Annotated in this window: 14 protein-coding genes; 1 reads left to right on the forward strand and 13 read right to left on the reverse strand. The window is 37.0% G+C overall.

Translation table 11 applies throughout. From position 1 onward, the window contains the following. Positions 1-66: 66 nt before the first annotated feature. The 10 genes from GUB10_RS09465 to GUB10_RS09510 all read right to left on the reverse strand — a co-directional run bounded on the left by GUB10_RS09465 (position 67) and on the right by GUB10_RS09510 (position 10534). Positions 67-1356: a TRAP transporter large permease gene (locus tag GUB10_RS09465; RefSeq protein WP_193711192.1), complete on the reverse strand. Its 1290-nt coding sequence runs from the start codon at positions 1354-1356 to the stop codon at positions 67-69. Further along, positions 1353-1820: a TRAP transporter small permease gene (locus tag GUB10_RS09470; protein ID WP_193711193.1), complete on the reverse strand. Its 468-nt coding sequence runs from the start codon at positions 1818-1820 to the stop codon at positions 1353-1355. Before GUB10_RS09470 ends, GUB10_RS09465 begins: the two co-directional genes overlap by 4 nt. A 104-nt stretch (positions 1821-1924) precedes the next feature. Next, complete coding sequence (locus tag GUB10_RS09475; protein WP_370591087.1) at positions 1925-2911, reverse strand: TRAP transporter substrate-binding protein; 987 nt, start codon at positions 2909-2911, stop codon at positions 1925-1927. Then, complete coding sequence (locus GUB10_RS09480; RefSeq protein ID WP_193711194.1) at positions 2911-3588, reverse strand: bifunctional 4-hydroxy-2-oxoglutarate aldolase/2-dehydro-3-deoxy-phosphogluconate aldolase; 678 nt, start codon at positions 3586-3588, stop codon at positions 2911-2913. The genes GUB10_RS09475 and GUB10_RS09480 overlap by 1 nt, the downstream gene beginning before the upstream one ends. 64 nt (positions 3589-3652) lie before the next feature. Then, positions 3653-4657: a sugar kinase gene (locus tag GUB10_RS09485; protein ID WP_193711195.1), complete on the reverse strand. Its 1005-nt coding sequence runs from the start codon at positions 4655-4657 to the stop codon at positions 3653-3655. Further along, positions 4650-5432, reverse strand: a complete 783-nt coding sequence (locus GUB10_RS09490) for a gluconate 5-dehydrogenase (RefSeq protein WP_193711196.1) — start codon at positions 5430-5432, stop codon at positions 4650-4652. The genes GUB10_RS09485 and GUB10_RS09490 overlap by 8 nt, the downstream gene beginning before the upstream one ends. 27 nt (positions 5433-5459) lie before the next feature. Next, complete coding sequence (gene kduI / locus GUB10_RS09495) at positions 5460-6296, reverse strand: 5-dehydro-4-deoxy-D-glucuronate isomerase (protein ID WP_193711197.1); 837 nt, start codon at positions 6294-6296, stop codon at positions 5460-5462. A 62-nt stretch (positions 6297-6358) separates the two neighbouring features. Next, a complete protein-coding gene (locus GUB10_RS09500; RefSeq protein WP_193711198.1) occupies positions 6359-7570 on the reverse strand; it encodes a DUF4861 family protein in 1212 nt (403 codons plus the stop codon). A 59-nt stretch (positions 7571-7629) separates the two neighbouring features. Continuing rightward, entirely contained in the window at positions 7630-9213 is a 1584-nt protein-coding gene (locus GUB10_RS09505; protein ID WP_193711199.1) for a sulfatase, read from the reverse strand. Positions 9214-9301: 88 nt separating this feature from the next. Further along, complete coding sequence (locus GUB10_RS09510) at positions 9302-10534, reverse strand: glycoside hydrolase family 88 protein (RefSeq protein ID WP_193711200.1); 1233 nt, start codon at positions 10532-10534, stop codon at positions 9302-9304. 607 nt (positions 10535-11141) lie between these two features. On the opposite strand from GUB10_RS09510, the gene GUB10_RS09515 reads away from it, so the two are divergent. After that, positions 11142-12170, forward strand: coding sequence for a LacI family DNA-binding transcriptional regulator (locus GUB10_RS09515; protein ID WP_193711201.1), 1029 nt, complete (start codon positions 11142-11144; stop codon positions 12168-12170). Positions 12171-12233: 63 nt separating this feature from the next. Here GUB10_RS09515 and GUB10_RS09520 read toward each other — a convergent pair whose 3' ends face one another. Genes GUB10_RS09520 through GUB10_RS09530 form a run of 3 tightly spaced genes read right to left on the reverse strand, consistent with a single transcriptional unit; the run spans position 12234 to position 17527 of the window. Beyond that, positions 12234-13454, reverse strand: coding sequence for a DUF2264 domain-containing protein (locus GUB10_RS09520; protein ID WP_193711202.1), 1221 nt, complete (start codon positions 13452-13454; stop codon positions 12234-12236). A 35-nt stretch (positions 13455-13489) separates the two neighbouring features. Further along, positions 13490-15637 carry an alginate lyase family protein gene (locus tag GUB10_RS09525; protein WP_193711203.1) on the reverse strand — a complete coding sequence of 716 codons (2148 nt, stop codon included), beginning with the start codon at positions 15635-15637 and terminating at the stop codon, positions 13490-13492. An 18-nt stretch (positions 15638-15655) separates the two neighbouring features. Beyond that, positions 15656-17527 (reverse strand): heparinase II/III family protein, encoded by a 1872-nt coding sequence (locus tag GUB10_RS09530; RefSeq protein WP_193711204.1) that lies wholly within the window; start codon positions 17525-17527, stop codon positions 15656-15658. Positions 17528-17680 lie beyond the last annotated feature (153 nt).

Raw genomic sequence — 17680 nt, forward strand, 5'->3', positions numbered from 1 at the left:
CTCAAAATACCTGGTAATAGTATTAGAGACTACTAACCAAAAAACAGGTAAAATAATTGCATAATTCTATTCAAACAAACCCGGTAACCACAGGCTAATAGCAGGAATAAAAGTAATTAGGATTAATACGAGAAACATTACCACATAGAGTGGTAGTAAGGGTTTTATTACCTTTTGAATACTGGTTTTTGCCACACCAACTCCTACAAAAAGAACAGAACCCACCGGTGGTGTACATAATCCTACGCATAGGTTCATTACCATCACAATTCCAAAATGGATTGGATCTACTCCCAGGTTTTCCATAACTGGTAAAAATATAGGTGTAAAGATTAGTACAGCCGGGGTGACGTCCATAAAAATTCCTACAAAAAGCAACAATAAGTTAATAATCAATAAAATAACAAACTTGTTATCGCTAAGAGAAAGTAAGGTATCGCTAACGACCTGAGGTATATTTTCATAAGACATTACCCAAGACATACTCATAGATGCAGCAATTAACAACATAACAATAGCGGTGGTACCTACCGAATCCAGAAATACTTTAAAAAGAATTTTTCTATCCAGTTCCCGGTATACAATAGCTAAGACCAGGCAATATATAACTGCAATTCCAGAAGCTTCGGTGGCGGTGAATACTCCAGACACAATTCCACCAATTACTACTACTAATAGCAAAAGGCTGGGAAATGCATTAAAAAAGGTAGAGAGTATTTTTTTAAAGCTTGTTGAATTCCCGGCTGGATATTTTTTCTTTTTAATCCATACACTGGCTGCAAGCATAAGGGCCAACCCCATTAAAATTCCGGGGATATAACCGGCTAAAAATAAAGACGCAATAGAAACCCCTCCACTGGCCAAAGAATATACAATAAGCACATTAGAAGGTGGAATTACCATTCCTGTGGTAGAAGAAGTAATATTAATTGCCGCCCCAAACTCTTTAGAGTAATTTTCCTTCTCCATAGGTGGCCCCAGAATACCTCCAATGGCTGAAGCAGCCGCTACAGCAGAACCGGAAATAGCACCAAATAATATTGCTGCTATTACATTTACATACACCAATCCGCCGGGCATAGAGCCAATTAAGGCCTTCGCAAAATCAATAAGTCGCCGGGCAATTCCTCCCTGGTTCATTATTTGTCCCGCTAAAATAAAAAATGGAATTGCAAGCAACGAAAAGCTGTCCAATCCCGTTCCCATTCTTTGCGCTATGGTGGTAAAAGCTACCAGTGAATCGAGTGAAGCCAGCATAGTAAATAAACAAGACAACCCAATAGACCAGGCTACCGGCACCCCAATGGCCAGTAATACTACAAATGAAATTACAAGGATTAATATTTCTGAAATCATGTTAGGTACTTTTCGGAATTTAAAATTTCATTTACTTTATAAGCTATTACCAATACACCACTTAGAGGAAGTACAGTATAAATAATGTATAAGGGAACCCCTAAGGCAGCCGAGTTTTGCCCCAGGTCAAAATTCACATAAACAAGGTTGCCCCCACCAATAATTAAAACCGTTATACAGAAAAATATTATTAAGACATTAATGCTGATTTTCAGTCTTTTTTTGTGCAGTGGGTTTAATTTGCTTTCCAACAAATCTATTGCTAAATGATTTTGCTGTCCTGATGCATAAGCCGCTCCTAAAAGCCCAATCCAAATGAGTAGAAAACGGGACAACTCTTCGGTTATAGAACTTGGGGCTTGCATTACATATCTTGAAAAGACCTGCCAGGTTACTGCCATAACCATAATAGCCATAAGTAGTACTAAAAAATGACTTAAAACTTTATCTATATTTTCTTTCATCTGTATATAGTTTTATAGCATATGCAGAGATTCTACTACATAGAAATAACCGTATCTCTGCGTGGTTAATTTTCTCGTCTGGAATTTTACCGGTTTAAATAATACTAGCCTGTTTTCTGGATTTTATCTATCAGGGTTTTAAGCTGAGGGTTTTTGGCAAATTCCTCGTACATAGGTTTTACCTTAGCCCTAAACTTATCTTTATCTACCCTAAAGATCTCCACGCCGGCTTTTTTAACTTCTTCCAGTGCTTCCAATTCGGCCTCTCTCCAAATCTCCTTCTGATATTTGGTAGACTCTACAGCGGCTTCTTTAAGCCATTTTTGCTCCTTATTACTTAACTTATTCCAAACCGGCGTACCAATTACTAATTCATCGGGGAGGGAAGTATGTTCATCTAGTGTATAATACTTGCATATTTCATAATCTCGGGTTAAATGGAATGTTGGCGGATTATTCTCTGCGCCATCTACGATTCCCTGTTGTAAGGCTGTATATAACTCACTGGGAGAAATTGGGGTTGGGGACCCTCCCAATAACTTAACCATGCGTATGGCTGCCTGATTTTGCATTACCCGTATTTTTAGACCTTCAAGATCTGCAGGTTTTCGAATTGGCTTTTTACTGTAAAAACTTCTACTCCCGGCATCGTAAAAAGTAAGCCCTTTTAACCGTTGTCCAGTACTTGCATTAAGTAGCTCTTTTCCTATTTCACCTTCCAGCACCTTAAAACGATGTTCCCGATCTCTAAATAGGAATGGCAAACCAAATACTTCTAATTCAGGGGCAAAATTTGCCATTACTCCTGAAGAAATCTTAGTCATACCCAAACTACCAATTTGCAACAGTTCCAAAGACTCACGTTCTGACCCTAGTTGTGCATTCGGGTAAATTGCAAGCTTCATCCTACCCTTGGATTTTTCCTGAAGTCTTTTGTTCATAAAAACCATTGCCTTATGAACCGGATGGCTAACATCTAAATGGTGGCCAAGTTTTATAACCTTTACATCACTTTGTTCTTCACAGGAAATGAAAATACCAGTCAGCAAAATCAATAAAAGTATTTTGCCTATTTTTTTTTGAAATTTCACTATCCTTTTGTTTTAATTCTTTGTACGTATTGCAGGGCTCCTTCTAATTTTTCTTTTAAAATATCCAGATTATAAGAGCCATCTTTATTTTTAATAAAAACTTTAGATCCCACACCTACACAATGTACTCCTGCTTCAAACCATTCCTTTAGACTTTCTTCAGTGGTATCTACCCCACCGGTAGGCATAATACTGCTCCAGGGCATAGGCCCTTTTACTGCTTTTATAAAAGATGGACCTCCTACCGTGCCACCCGGAAATATTTTAACTACCTCTGCCCCTAATTCCTCGGCATACGATATCTCGGTCACCGAACCGCAACCCGGCATCCAGGCTACTTTACGACGATTACAGGTTTTGGCCATTTCTGGATTAACAATAGGAGAAACAATAAAGTTTGCACCTAATTGGAGGTATAACGAAGCAGTACCGGCGTCTATAACCGAGCCTACTCCCATTATCATTCCGTCCAGGTTTTTTAAAGCATATTTATTCAGCTCGCCAAAAATCTCGTGCGCATAATCCCCGCGGTTAGTGAATTCAAACACCCGGGCTCCCGCCTCATAGCAAGTTTTTAAAACTTCTTTACATACTTCCAGGCTATTGCTATAAAAAACCGGAACGATACCCGTCTTTTTCATAGTTTCTACTACCGTTATTCTCGTATAATTCGCCATAAACTTCTTTTTATTGCTATGTTTTACTTAATCATATAATACCTTACAAATCGCACAGAATGTATTATCGTTTTATTCTACCCCCTGTATTTCCATTCATGACATCCAATACTTCCTCCAAACTCACCAGGCTATTATCACCCAGGATAGTATGTTTTAAAACACAAGATGCGGTTGCGAATTCTAAGGTATATTGATCATCATAATTTTCAAGCCCATAGATAATTCCTGCAGCAAATGCATCGCCGGTACCAATACGATCTATCACACTAGATATTTCTAATTCTACCGTGTTGATGTATTCTGTACCAGTCCAGGCCTGTCCGTAAATTTTTTGCCAGGAAGCACTAACACCTGTCCTTACTTTATCGAAAACCTTTTCGATACTGGGAATAGTAAAAATAAGCTCTTTGCTGGCTTCAATAAATCCTTCCCTACTAAGTTCAAAATCGGTTTTGAGGATTTCGTTAATTTCATTTACTCCGCCAATAAAGATATTAGAAAGTCCTGTAAGCTCGGCCAATACTTCGCCCCCTTCTTTTCCGTATTTCCATAAATTATTACGATAAGAGGGGTCCGCAGTAACTGTTATTCCTTTTTTTTGGGCGACTTCCAACCCATTTTTTAAAGTTTTATATGCTGCTTCTGAAATTCCCGGCGTAATACCGGTCCAATGAAAGTAGCTACAATCTTCCAATATTTCCTCCCAATTAATTGTATCTGGGATGATATTGGCAAAAGCACCATGAAGCCGATTGTAGGAAATCTGGCTAGGTCTCATTCCTGCACCTATTTCCAGGAAATAAAGTCCTAACGGATGATCTACCCTGGTTACAGCAGGCACTTCAATACCCAGATGGCGCATAGAAGCAATTGCAGCTTCTCCTACAAAATCTTTAGATACCGCACTAACCTGCTCTACACGCATTCCAAAATTAGCCAAAGATGCGGCCACATTCAATTCGGTGCCCCCAAAAAAGAACTCCAATTGATGAGACTGCCGCATCTTTCGGTGATTAGATGGAGATAAACGCATTAAGACTTCTCCAAAAGTAACTACCTTACTCATTGGCCGGTTTTCCTATAGTAGCTAAAATTCCACCGTCAACATAAACCACCTGACCATTTACAAATTTACTGGCTTCAGACGCTAGAAATATTGCGGCTCCCTGTAAATCTTCCGGGTCTCCCCATCTTGCAGTTGGTGTTCTACTAATTATAAATTCATTAAAAGGGTGTCCATCTTTACGAATAGGTTCGGTTTGGCTAGTGGCAAAATAGCCGGGGCCAATACCATTAACCTGAATGTTATGTCTTGCCCACTCGGTAGCTAAGTTTTTGGTAAGCATTTTTAATCCTCCTTTGGCTGCTGCATAGGCACTAACATTATCCCTGCCCAATTCACTCATCATACTACACATATTGATGATTTTCCCCGACTTTCTCTTAATCATATCGGTTGCAACCAATTTAGACATGATAAATGGACCTACAAGATCTACATCTATCACTTTTCTAAAGTCTGCCACCTTCATATCTACAGCCATCTCACGCTTTATAATCCCTGCATTATTTACAAGGATGTCTATCTTGCCATGGGCTTCCAAAATCTTATTTACATATTCTTCGGCCTCATTTTCAGCGGTTACATCAAAAAGATAAGGAGTGGCTTTGTAGCCTTCATTTTTATATTCTTCAATCGATTGTTCTAATTTGTCTTGAAAAATATCAGTAATAACCAATTCTGCTCCAGACTCGGCGAGCCCCTTAGCTATAGCCATTCCCAGGCCGTGAGTACCACCGGTTACCAATGCTACTTTTCCACTTAAATCAAATAACTTCATTGTCTTTCTACTTTTATAATTAATGTTTTATTTCAATTCGTTTACCGCAACCTTATCCATATCACTATAATCCAGGTTTTCTCCGGCCATCCCCCAAATAAAAGTGTAGCTAGATGTTCCTGCGCCAGCGTGTATAGACCATTCCGGGGAAATTATTGCCTGGTGGTTTTTCATAAAAATATGACGGGTTTCATGGGGTTGCCCCATAAAATGACTTATGGTTTGCCCTTCTTCCAAATCAAAATAAAAATACACTTCCATTCTGCGTGAATGGGTATGTGGTGGCATGGTGTTCCAAATATTTCCTTCTGCCAATTCGGTCATTCCCATTTGTAATTGACAGGTATCTATTACCGAATTTACAAGGAGTTTATTGATTGTTCTTTTATTTGAATATTTATCATCTCCAAGATGCACAATTTCAGCTTCATTCTTAGTTACTTTTTTTGTTGGGTAAGCTTTATGTGCCGGGGCAGAATTTAAGTAAAAATAAGGCTGCTCTCCATCAACTGCCTCAAAGCTTACTTCTTTATTTCCGCGACCTACATATAAGGCTTCTTTATGGCCAAGCTCATACTCTTTGCCATCTACAGTAACCTTACCGCTTCCACCTACATTAATAATTCCCAATTCTCTTCTCTCCAGAAAAAAGTCGGCTTTTAATTCATCTATAGGCTCAAGCATTACTTTTTGATCTACCGGAAATGCCCCTCCCGCAATGTACCTATCGTACATGGTGTAGGTTAGGTTAATTTCATTTTTCTTAAAAAGTTCCGGAAGCAAAAAATGATCCCTTAAATCCTGGGTTGTATATCTCTTGGCATCTTCTGGATGATGTGCGTACCTAAAATCTGAATTTGTCATAATTTTTTGTTTTTTACTTACTACTTAACTTATATTAAACACTAAAAAGCATTTATTACACTTTATTTTAAACTAACCTCTAAAGGTTTATCTATAATCTTTTCCTGTTTTAGCAACATTCTTTTCCATTCTTCCATAGAAGAAACCTGGCCACTTCGTTCCCAGGCAAAACCAGCATAATAAACCAATTTTTCTTTAGGCTGCATTGTTATTAAAAGATTGCTTTGGTCGGGAGTCTTTGACACACGGGCAAAGATTGAATCTACTTGTTGAGGGTCTACAATTATACCTTCTCCTACATGGGAGCCGTCTATAGTTTCCCAATGTAAAAGCCAGGTATTGTTTTCATCCATTTCAAAATCTCCTTCATTTTTATGAAGCGTAATCCCCGCAGCATAATTGGGCACTTCTTTATCTGAAGAAAACGTACTTTCAAATTTTGAAAAGTTAGTACCCAAATCAAGGCTTATACGTTTAGTTTCCTTGACATTGTATGGACTCCAGGGTGCATAGCTTAATTCGAATACTGTTCGCAAGGGTCCCTGTGCTATAATATTAAAATCCACAAAATTTTCTGAAACATATAAGCTATCATTTTCATAAATACCAATTCCACCGGTGCCGCGACTACTGCCTACGTGATAAGGATCATAGCCATCTCCCCTATCGGTATGATAATAGCCTTCTTCTTCGGTATTTCTTTTATACCATTCGTCTATAATAGATCTATTGGTACTTTTTAACCACAAGTCAATTCCGCTGGAAACCACACCTCCGGGAACACCATCTAAAGCCGCTTGTTTGGCTGCAGGGCCATAAGTTCTAAAAGCAACTTTGTCGTTTTCCCAGGTATAATCGTCAATACGCTCGGGAACAAAACGAGAATATGCTACGACATTGCTTTTAGGAGCAGTTTTACTACTATCTTCTACTATGATGTATTTCACAGAAGAATTTGCACCTACTTTCGCCTGAAAAAGAATTTCATCGTTGATGCCATCCTGGTTATAATCTATCCATTGGGTTCGCAGGTACTCTTCTTTTCCCTCCTTTTTAATTCGAAGATTCTCTTCAGATTTATCTTCCAAAAAACTTTGTAAATCCTGTTTTTTAATTCCAACCACTTCATTTCTATTAAAATCCAGTTCGTTTTGAACCTCAACAGTTAACGACTCTTCTGCTTTCTCTTTAGTATTAGATTTACAACTAGCAAATAATAAAAGTACGCTTAGAAAAGTTAAAACGTACCCTAATCCTTTAGTCTTTATTTTCATATTTCTGGTATAAATTTTAAAACTCTTTAATTAGTCAATTACCTATTATATTCATCTCTCTAATCCTGGTAAGGAATTAAGTTTTTGTATTTTTTATCTTGAAACCAGGGGTCGTTTGCCTTCTTAAGCTTTTGGGCTAAAACTTTCAAAAGCTTTCCAGATAAACCTGGTTTTTCCTCCAATGGAATTTTATTATATTGATAAGGATCTTTTTTATTATCAAAAATATAGGCCTCCCCTATTTTAGCTCCTTCCAAATTTCCCTGTTGTTCTTTAACTTCTGTTAAAACCAATGTATACCTATTGGTTTGCAGGCCACGGGAATTTTTCAACATTAGCAATATACTTCCAGGTTTAGCATCGACTTTCCCCGGATTTTTTATAAAGGCAGAAAGGTCTTTACCTTCAACGGCTTCTGGCGTTTCTTCTTTTAAACCTGCCAAGCTTGCAATGGTAGGGTAAATGTCTGGGCTTCCCAATAAGGCATCTGTTTTACCAGGCTTTACCTTCTTTGGCCAGTGTACAATAAAAGGAACTGCCGTAGATTCAGTATAAAAAACATTCTTAGCGGTAAGCCCATGACTTCCCATCATTTCACCATGGTCTGCAGTAAAAACCACTATGGTGTTATCCAAAACCTTCATTTTTTTTAGTTGCTCTAAAACCCTACCTATATACTTATCTATACTTGTTACATTGGCAAAATAGTTACGCGCATAACCGGCTACTTTAAGATCTGCATTAGGCCTTACCACCAGGGCACTATCAATGTTAGGGTATTTATCGGTATCATAATGTTTACGATACTCTAGCATATCTGTATTGGCATTATCCCAGGGATTGTGCGGCGGATTAATAGACCAGATCATAAAAAACGGCTTATCTGCATTTCTTTGATTTCTTTTCTTCTTAAGATATTCAATAATGGTTTCAGATTCTATTTTAGTGGAAAACTCACGAGGTTGATATAATTCTCCATCTTTATTCCCACCTACTACTGCAGGATCGTTAGAAAACACAAACGGATTTGCATGCTCATCTTTCAATACCTGATAATAATAATCTATATCGTGCCTATCTATTCCAGGCGGGATATAAGTGTCAAATTCATTAATATAATTACCTCCCCAGGCATCTTCGGTTCCTACATAATCTCCCGCATTATTAAATTTTGGCACCGGCTTTATATAATGTGCTTTTCCGAAATAGGAAATATCATAGCCTTCCTCGTGAAATAAATTGGTAATAGTGATAATGTTTTCTTTTAACGACTCCTCTCTTCCAACCCTGGCATTGTTCCAAATCCCATTCTGCTCAGGATACATACCCGATAAAAGCATACCGCGGGAAGGACTACAAAGTGGATAATTAGCAAAGGCCTGGGTAAAAACCACAGCGTTTTTGGCCAAATTATCTATTGTGGGCGTAATTACCGGGTCTGGCTTCCCTACTACCGCATCCCGATATCCAGGTTCAGACCAAAAGCCTGCACTATATCGCCTAAGTTGATCGGGATAAATAATCAATACATTCGGCCTTTCCTTACTATCCCGAATTTCTACAGTTTTATTTACAGAGTTACACCCCAATAAACTTAGTACTGCTATATATAAAAATCCAAAACAAGGTTTTGACATGTTCATCCCAGTTATCTTTCACAAATATTGAATTGTATCCCTAAAATTGTTCGTTGAACAAAACAGAAGAAACAATTATCTATCATCGATTATCTTATTTCCCAGAAGCCTCGCGGTAGCGCAATAAGGCTTCTACGTAATAATAATCGGCATAATTTAATGGTACATTAATTTCATTTTTGTGGGGAATACTCCCAACACTATGCTTTAAAATAAAATGATTGTTTTCTCCTATATTGGCGGTGTATTCGCTTGAAGCAAGTGACTTTAGGATCTTGTTGGCTGCCTCCATATACTTTTCATCATCATAGCCTGCAAGTTCAATAAGCGCTGAAGCCGTGATAGCTGCAGCCGAGACATCTCTAGGTTCATTAGGAATATTTGGCGCATCATAATCCCAATATGGAATCATATCCTCTGGTGTGCTTTCATTGCTCAGTATAAAATCGGCTATTTTTGTTGCCTGTTCCAAATAGGCTTCATCTTTGGTATACCTATAGCTAAGGGTGAAACCGTATAGACCCCAGGCCTGCCCCCTGGCCCAGGAACTCTCGTGATTAAACCCCTGTGCAGTTTGTTTACTTCTTACTTTGCCGGTCTTAGGGTCATAATCTACCACGTGGTAAGAGCTGTTGTTATCCCTAAAATGATTTTTCAATGTGGTATTGGCATGTGTAATTGCTATTTGCTTATATTTTTCATCCCCAGTCATTTTACTAACCTCAAAAAGCAACTCCAGGTTCATCATATTGTCTATTATTACCGGAAATTTCCAACCTCTTTCAGATTGCCAGCCTCCATCTACATTCCAACTCTTAATAGACCCTACCTTAGGGTTAAAACGCTCAATTAGTGAATTGGCCGCGGTAATAAGAACATCTTTATAGCTTTCATTTTTGGTGTTTTTGTAACCATTTCCATAAGAACATTGAAAGACAAAACCCAGATCATGATTACTCTTAATATTTTTGAAATTTTCAAATTTTGATTGAAAATAATCAGCGGCATCTTTCCATTTTTCATCATTAGTATCTTCAAAAAGGTACCAGCAAGTTCCAGGAAAAAAACCTATGGTCCAATCAAACCCCTGGTTTGCCCAATGTATCCCCCCTTGCTCATTTACAGTACGCGGAACCCTATCTGCTTCCCGGGCATCTTTCAACAATAAATCATATTGCTTAGCCGCCAACGCCAATTCCTTATCAGGAAAGTTTTCTGCGGCAACTTTAGGTGTAGCTACTTTTGTTTCTTTCTTTTCACCGTTCTCTTTACAGGAAAAAAGAACTGCCAAAATACAAACTAAAAAGCCGATTTTTGATTTTTTCATCTATACTAGTTTAAGCTTATTATTTTTTGATATGCAACTCTTTAGCAACCCAACAAGCACGTATAAGTCCACAGCATTCTTCCCTTACTATTCTTTAATACACACCAGGATCACCTGATTAATGAACAATGTTACAAATTTTAATCCATAAAAACAATCGATTGTATAATGAATTATTTTTTTAATAAATAAGTACAATTGCATTCAGAAACCAGTTGGTTCACTTTTGTCACAAAACTATTCTTGATAATAAGAGTTTAAAAAGCCAGGCAGCTAACTGTGATAAAAATCACTCCATAGAAACCGGGCAAACCCCAAATGTATTTGGCCTATAGTTTTTTTAATACTCCTTAATAGAATCAATTTTAAAGGAATAGTAGCTCAATTGATTAGAAATCATTACAATCGATTGTGATAATATTTGTATATTTGTAATCTTTCCCAAAAAAGAAACGTTTAAGGCAAAAAACCTATGCTAAAAGGAATAAAATTTTTAGCTTACTGATTATTAGCATTAATATCTCCTAAATAAAAGTTTTAGTAAGCATATTTAGATGAAATACTCAGTATTTTTTTGCTCAATTATCAATTTAAGTGCAATTAACATATGAAAAATCACCGCACAACCATACACGATATTGCCCGAGAGCTAAAAATAGATAGCTCTACGGTTTCACGAGCTTTGAACAATAATAGTAAAGTTACTGCAAAAACCAAAGCAAAAGTGATTGCCAAAGCAAAAGAGTTAGGCTACCAACGCAATCTTTTAGCTTCTAATTTAAGACAAAGCAAAAGTAATACTATAGGTGTTGTAGTTCCGCGGATATCAAGATATTTCTTTTCTACGGTAATTGCGGGGATTGAAGAAAGTGCTTTTAAAACAGGGTTTAACGTGGTAATTTGTCAATCTCAGGAAAGCCTGGAGAAGGAACAGGCCATTATAAAAAACCTTATTTCAAATCGTGTAGATGGCGTAATTATCTCTATTGCCATGGAAACACAAAATGGAGAACATCTAAAACAACTTAAAAACAACGGAATTCCATTGGTATTTTTTGACCGGTTTTGCCCCGAGGTACAGGAAAGCAGCCAGGTTCTTATAGACGATCAACAAGCTGCATACGATGCTGTAAATCACCTTATTTCGCAAGGCTGTTCTAAAATTGTGCATTTCTCCGGCCCTCAAACACTGGAAATTTACAAAAACCGATTAAGAGGTTATAAATTGGCTTTACTGGAAAACAATCTACCTTTTAAAGAAGAGCTTGTGATTAATTCACCTTTAATGGAAGCGAATGGTTATGAAGAAACTCAAAAACTTTTAGATGCCAAAATAGATTTTGATGGAATATTTTCTGCCAACGATATTGCTGCTATTGGTGCCTTAAAGCACCTAAAAGAGAAAGGAAAGAGAATTCCTGAAGATATAGCTGTTATAGGCTTTAGTAATGAACCTTCTTCAAAAGTTATAGAGCCTCCACTCTCTACTATTGATCAATCTGCTTTTGAAATTGGTAAAAATGCATACGATCTTCTTATAGATAATATTAAGAGAGGGGAAAAAGAGGTTTTACATAAAACCATTACGCTTAAATCTACCCTACTAGCCAGAGGCTCTTCTCTTAGGAAAAAATAAACTAAAGATCTAATATCTATAAAATATTAATGCCAGACATCTATTTTTCTTTACACTACCTATTTACTTGGTAGACCAAATTTGCTTTTGGCTCCAGTCCTCGGCCGGGTCTGACCAAAAGGGGGTTTCCGGCTCAAGTCCTAAGATTAGAAAGACTTCAGTACAAAGATAAAGGCTACCTGTAGAGATGTAAGCTTCAGCCATTTCTGGCTGATGCCCATAAAAACCAAGGGTTAACCAGCCATTCTCGTCAAACATATCTTTAGCGGTCATTTGTTTTTCAATCACCGCTTGCAGTCCTGAACGTACCTGGGCAGGTGTAATGGCTTTAGGTAGTTTTTGAAAAAGCGCTATTTGTGACAATGCCTGGAAGGCGCCAAACCTGTAGGTTGAAGACCTCCCCAAAGGAGGATAAGTGCCGGATGGAGAAATTAAACGCTCCTGAATAAGAGCGTATTTTTGCGCCCTCTTCACTATTTCATTATACTCCTCATCAATATCCTTATATCTCCAGCCTAAATCGTTCTTTCTATCCACCAGTACTTTGTAAATATCTAATAACATAGGCTGAATTACATAACCGTTATAGTAGTCCCAGTGAAAATTAGGGCCATCTCCATACGTACCATCCCCCAGGTACCATTCGTCATGTTTCTTTATGGCATACTGAATACGAACCATATCTGCTTCTCCTTCAAATTTAAGGATAGCGGCTTCTACCATGGCCGTAAACAACAACCAGTTGTTATAAACAGGTTCAATTTTTCGGGTTTTCTTCAGAGAAATAAGAATATTTTCCCTGGCCTCTTCATCTAATCTTCCCCATAGCTCTTTTGGTGCTCGCAATAAGCCCTGAGCGAGAAAAGCAGCATCCACCAAAGGTTGACTTCCCTCGCTAAAATTCATATAGTCTTTAGCCCTGGGATTTGTAGCATTCTCCAAACCTTTTAGGCTAAGTTGTATGTACTTTTCCCTTAACCTGCCTTCTTCTGTTTCATCTGGCCCCAGTTCCAACCAGGGAGCAATTCCAGACAGAGTTCTTCCAAAAGCCTCGAGATAAGTATAATTAGATCTCTTTGCATTATGAACAACTTCAACGGGCATCGTCTCTTTAAGCTTGTTATTTGCCAAAGCAGATAGAACAGGATCTGATATTTTCACTAAGGCGTTTACAAAATATTCCCGTGACTCTATTTTTGCTTTATCCTGAGCAAATGTTGAAAAGCAGATTAAAAAAATGTATGTTAAAAGAACTAATTGAATTCTATATTTTTGATTTATCATTTCTTACATTAAAATTAAAGGTATAAATAACCTAATTATTTTAAGATGTGAATCTCTTTTTCGTTATTTTTTATTTCTATAAGTGCGACTTCCCCCATTATTGCCTGGCCTTCTACATAAAAAAATGTAGTAAGTACAGGAGCTTTTTTATGAGCGACTACTAGAATATATTCTTTAGAGTTAAATCTTAATTTCACTGCCTCCACTTCTTCGTCAGGGCGCAAAGTATTCATTACATCATAAACCGGTACCTTCTCAAATTTCACTTTAGTATTTTCAGGGAAATAGAGTAACGTAATAAAAGAATTGAAGCCTGTCTTTTCGATAGAGAATTCAGCCTTTAGACTCTCCTCTTTTAAATTATATTCAGGAGATATCCAGGCCTCTTTCAGACTAATATCAACCGGATTTATGGGTTGAATCATTAAATTATTATCGGGGTAAGTTGTAGAAACCGAGTTTCCATTTAGGCTTATTCTTTTATTGGGAAAATTGAAAAACTGCGAATAAGTATGTGTTTCTTTCCCTTTAAAGCTATCTATTAACAGCCAAACATCGGGTTTTAAATACAACATTCTTCTTTTTACGTCTACCGGATCATCAAGACGTTGATATGCTGTATTAATCGCTTCGGCATAGTCAAATTCTTTTTCAGTTATAGCTAAAACACCTTCCTGTTTGGCATCAAATTTATTCCCCCAGGAAGTTCCATAAACACTATTTGGCTTTCCATCTACCGCTAAAGTATTGTGAGAACGACTGTCTTTAAAATACTCTCGCCATTTGTTATTTACATACGTAAATCGCCCTGGATCTACCAGATAATCGCGCCCAAAAGCAAAAAGACTAAAATGCAACAAATTATCATGGGAATGTCCTCCCCCCAACCTTTTTAAATGAAAACTACTATAAAAAGCATCTTCCTGCCAGGAAGACCTGGAATACAAATCGCCCGAACTTTCCTGAAAAATTGAAAGAAATTCAGGTACTTGTTTATTTAATTCTTTATAAGCCTTTTTGCTTTCTATATCAAATAAAAACTCATTTTCATAATCTGCAATAGGAAAAGCACGGCTCTTTATAACCGGATCCATAAAAATAATTCCGGCAGTAGTAAGAAGGTCTCGTAAATCGGTGTCGTCACTATCTCCTAGTAAAGGTTGGTGATAATTAGGCTTTTGCCACTCCAGGTTAGCATAAGCCATATCCTTTGTTTTCTTAACAATAGTTTTAGGCAGATTTGTATTTGTGCGCTGTGATAACAAAACCACGTTCATAAAACTATGAAAAACCTCATTATGATACATTGGCGATTGCTCCCATTGTGTGCCATCTTTTAAGATTTGATTTCTTGCGGTTACCAGAAGGTTTTGGACAGCATCTTCCTTCCATTTATCTGCTTTGGTAAATTCGGGCATAAATAAGGCTATATGATAAAGCCCTTGAAATTCCAGCACCCCCCAGTTACTGGTTTGAGAAAATTTGCTAAAACCCTCATTTAAATACTCGGCGTGTTGAACCAGAGAATTCATAAATTTCCAAAAAAAGCCTGGAGTAATACTTTTTGATCCTTTAAAATATTCAAAACTTTTTATCCAGTTTTCTGCCCTTATTCCCGTATCTATACGCCGCCAGGATGTAGCTTTGGTTTCCTTAGAAAGAGGATTAGAGTCTATCCAATCGCTTACCTGCTGCACAAAGGTTTTAGCGTATTTCTCTTTTCCCGTTAGCAGGTACGCTTTACCTAAATCCTGCCAATATCTTCCACGATTAAGCATAAAAGTCCACTCGGGATCACCAAAAGGATTGGCCTGCCAGTCTATTTCGTTCTCAAACTGATAAGGAATATTGGTTTTCTCCATATCCCACGGATAACGAAACAGAAAATATTTTTCTCGAACCTCTTCTGCCGTAGCAATTGAGCGTTCTACCTCCTTTGGGAATTCTTGCCTAATCCTATCGGCATCATTTGATGATAACTTTAAGTATAAATTATCTTTTTGCTTAAAATAATCCAGGAGTGCTTTTTTGGCTTTATTTTTATCTTCTACAATTACTTCTTTCACCTGATCCATCCCCGGATAGCTTAAATTAAAGTTATTTAATAGAAAGGAATCTTCTTGTGCCTGAGTAGCTAACACAGAGCAAATAAATAGGTAGGATAAAATAATATTTTTTTTCATACTAAATCTTCTGTTTTATTACTCCTCAAGAATCCGAAAACTGGATACCTCTTTTAATTTATCTATGTTTCTGGAGGTTAAAACTAAACGATATAGCTTTTCCTGCTGCCAGTCTTTCAATAATTTTTCATCATTCAAAACAATCTCCTCTACATCGAACTTGAATTTAGCCGAGGGATAATAAAAATGGACTTTTGCGTCATCTGTCTGTCTTAGAAGTATTTTTCCCTTTTTCACCAATTTAGGAGGGGCTGCCAGCATAAAATTATGAATAGCAGGAGTTTCAATTTTATTATACTCAACACTATCTTCTATTATCAATTCAGGCTGCTCCCTTTTTAATTCAAAATTTCTTACCCATTTTTTACTATATGCTTCTTTTGGGTAAGCTTCGCTAATATCTAACCTAAACTTCAAACCTAAACTAGTCTGTTTTACAGATTCATCCTTAGCAGAAAACTCTTTGCCGAAAGCCTGAGAATTATTATTGATTTTTGGTAAGTTATGATAGTCTGATTGCATAGTCCAGATTTCATAACGATCTTTACTAAAGGTTTTTGCTGTATAGGTTTCCACTCCTACGTCTACTATAAGTGGTTCTCCCTGATGATACAGAACAAAAGAACCCACATCGTTATGATTGTGACTTTCGTTATTATGCCCTCCTTTAGCTGCAAAGAAAAAACCTTTCTTTCCATTGCTACTTGTTCTTCCTATTACTACACCGGTCTCGTCAAATCGTGAAACCAATTTATTCTCCTTAAGGGGAGCAGTATTCTCAAGTTGTTTATATATATAAAGATTGTTTAGGGAATAATCTAAAGAGCCAATAATGGGGTGGTCCAAAAAATTAGTGTTTTGTGATACAAAAGCCCCAAACTGCATTAATTCTGGCTTATTGATGTACAAACCGTATCTATATATTAAAGCAGGGTTAGGTTTAACTCGTACCGAAGAGTCTGCAAAATTCACATAGAACTTATTTACAATATGCACATCCATGATATAAGTACCAATATTTTGAATGATTTGTTCCTGACCAAGGTCTATATAACCTTTTGAAACATTTTTTAACAACTCTAAATATTCCAATAATTTACCTCCAGCATGACTCCAATAATTAGGCCCCTCATCGGCAGCCCCGTCTTGTTTATAATAGTTTATAAAGTTGTCTACAGACCTCATACTTTTTTTTACAACTTTTTTCCTTAAATCATTATTTACTGCATCTCCCAGTAAAATTGTACTTAATACTACATTATAATTCACCCATGGATTCCAATTGTTTACAAACTCATTTTCTTTAAATGCCATCCACCAAAAGTCATTTCGCTGAACATACGGCTGAATAATTTTTTCATCTATTTCTAAAAATATTCGTTTTTTAAGTAATGGTGAGATTTTATCAAGCTCAGTACCAAAAAGGTGATATACCCACCCCAGGTTCACTGAAGTTTCGCCTGCGCCCAAGTCTAATATAGGTTCCTGTATATCAGGGACACCGGCTCCAGCTTTTTGTGAAGGCAAATGTGCAGAAAGAACCCAGGAAGATTGCTCACAAAGAGCCCAACTTGCATTAACAATGGCGTCAATATATTTTTTTTCACCTTCCAACAATTCGGCAAGCACCAGATTTTTTAATGTCTTATTTCGCTGGCGGTAATACCTTTGCATAATTTCCCTATCTCCAGACCGCACGAATTCTAAATAAGCAGTTACAGGAATAACAGGCCAATTATAAGCTAAAGCAGCTTCTCCTTTCCTTCTTATTTCTTGTTTAGAGCTCTCAGGCAATTCTTGTAACTTTTCACTTATAGATGCTGCAGTAAAACCTGTTAATTCTATATTTTGCCAGCTTGAAAGGCTATTTTCCTGTAGTTCTTTCTGCAATAAATTTCTTTGCTCTTGTGCATTTGCTAAAAGGGGTAAAAAAACAAGAATGAAAAAAAGCAAATTTATAATAGAAGTCCTTTTCCTATAAAGCATTAAATGCAAGTTTCTTAAAATCATACTAACTAAAGTTTTTATTATATCTCGCGCTTC

Origin of the sequence: Salegentibacter sp. BLCTC, from assembly GCF_015143665.1 — a bacterium.
Taxonomy (GTDB): Bacteria; Bacteroidota; Bacteroidia; order Flavobacteriales; family Flavobacteriaceae; genus Salegentibacter; species Salegentibacter maritimus.

Bases quoted from the DNA above. Each gene is read 5' to 3' on its own strand.
- GUB10_RS09470 (WP_193711193.1), bottom strand. From the start codon at position 1,820: ATGAAAGAAAATATAGATAAAGTTTTAAGTCATTTTTTAGTACTACTT.
- GUB10_RS09525 (WP_193711203.1), bottom strand. From the start codon at position 15,637: ATGAAAAAAAATATTATTTTATCCTACCTATTTATTTGCTCTGTGTTA.
- GUB10_RS09485 (WP_193711195.1), bottom strand. From the start codon at position 4,657: ATGAGTAAGGTAGTTACTTTTGGAGAAGTCTTAATGCGTTTATCTCCA.
- GUB10_RS09500 (WP_193711198.1), bottom strand. From the start codon at position 7,570: ATGAAAATAAAGACTAAAGGATTAGGGTACGTTTTAACTTTTCTAAGC.
- GUB10_RS09515 (WP_193711201.1), top strand. From the start codon at position 11,142: ATGAAAAATCACCGCACAACCATACACGATATTGCCCGAGAGCTAAAA.
- GUB10_RS09520 (WP_193711202.1), bottom strand. From the start codon at position 13,454: ATGATAAATCAAAAATATAGAATTCAATTAGTTCTTTTAACATACATT.
- GUB10_RS09480 (WP_193711194.1), bottom strand. From the start codon at position 3,588: ATGGCGAATTATACGAGAATAACGGTAGTAGAAACTATGAAAAAGACG.
- GUB10_RS09490 (WP_193711196.1), bottom strand. From the start codon at position 5,432: ATGAAGTTATTTGATTTAAGTGGAAAAGTAGCATTGGTAACCGGTGGT.
- GUB10_RS09510 (WP_193711200.1), bottom strand. From the start codon at position 10,534: ATGAAAAAATCAAAAATCGGCTTTTTAGTTTGTATTTTGGCAGTTCTT.
- GUB10_RS09505 (WP_193711199.1), bottom strand. From the start codon at position 9,213: ATGAACATGTCAAAACCTTGTTTTGGATTTTTATATATAGCAGTACTA.
- kduI (WP_193711197.1), bottom strand. From the start codon at position 6,296: ATGACAAATTCAGATTTTAGGTACGCACATCATCCAGAAGATGCCAAG.
- GUB10_RS09465 (WP_193711192.1), bottom strand. From the start codon at position 1,356: ATGATTTCAGAAATATTAATCCTTGTAATTTCATTTGTAGTATTACTG.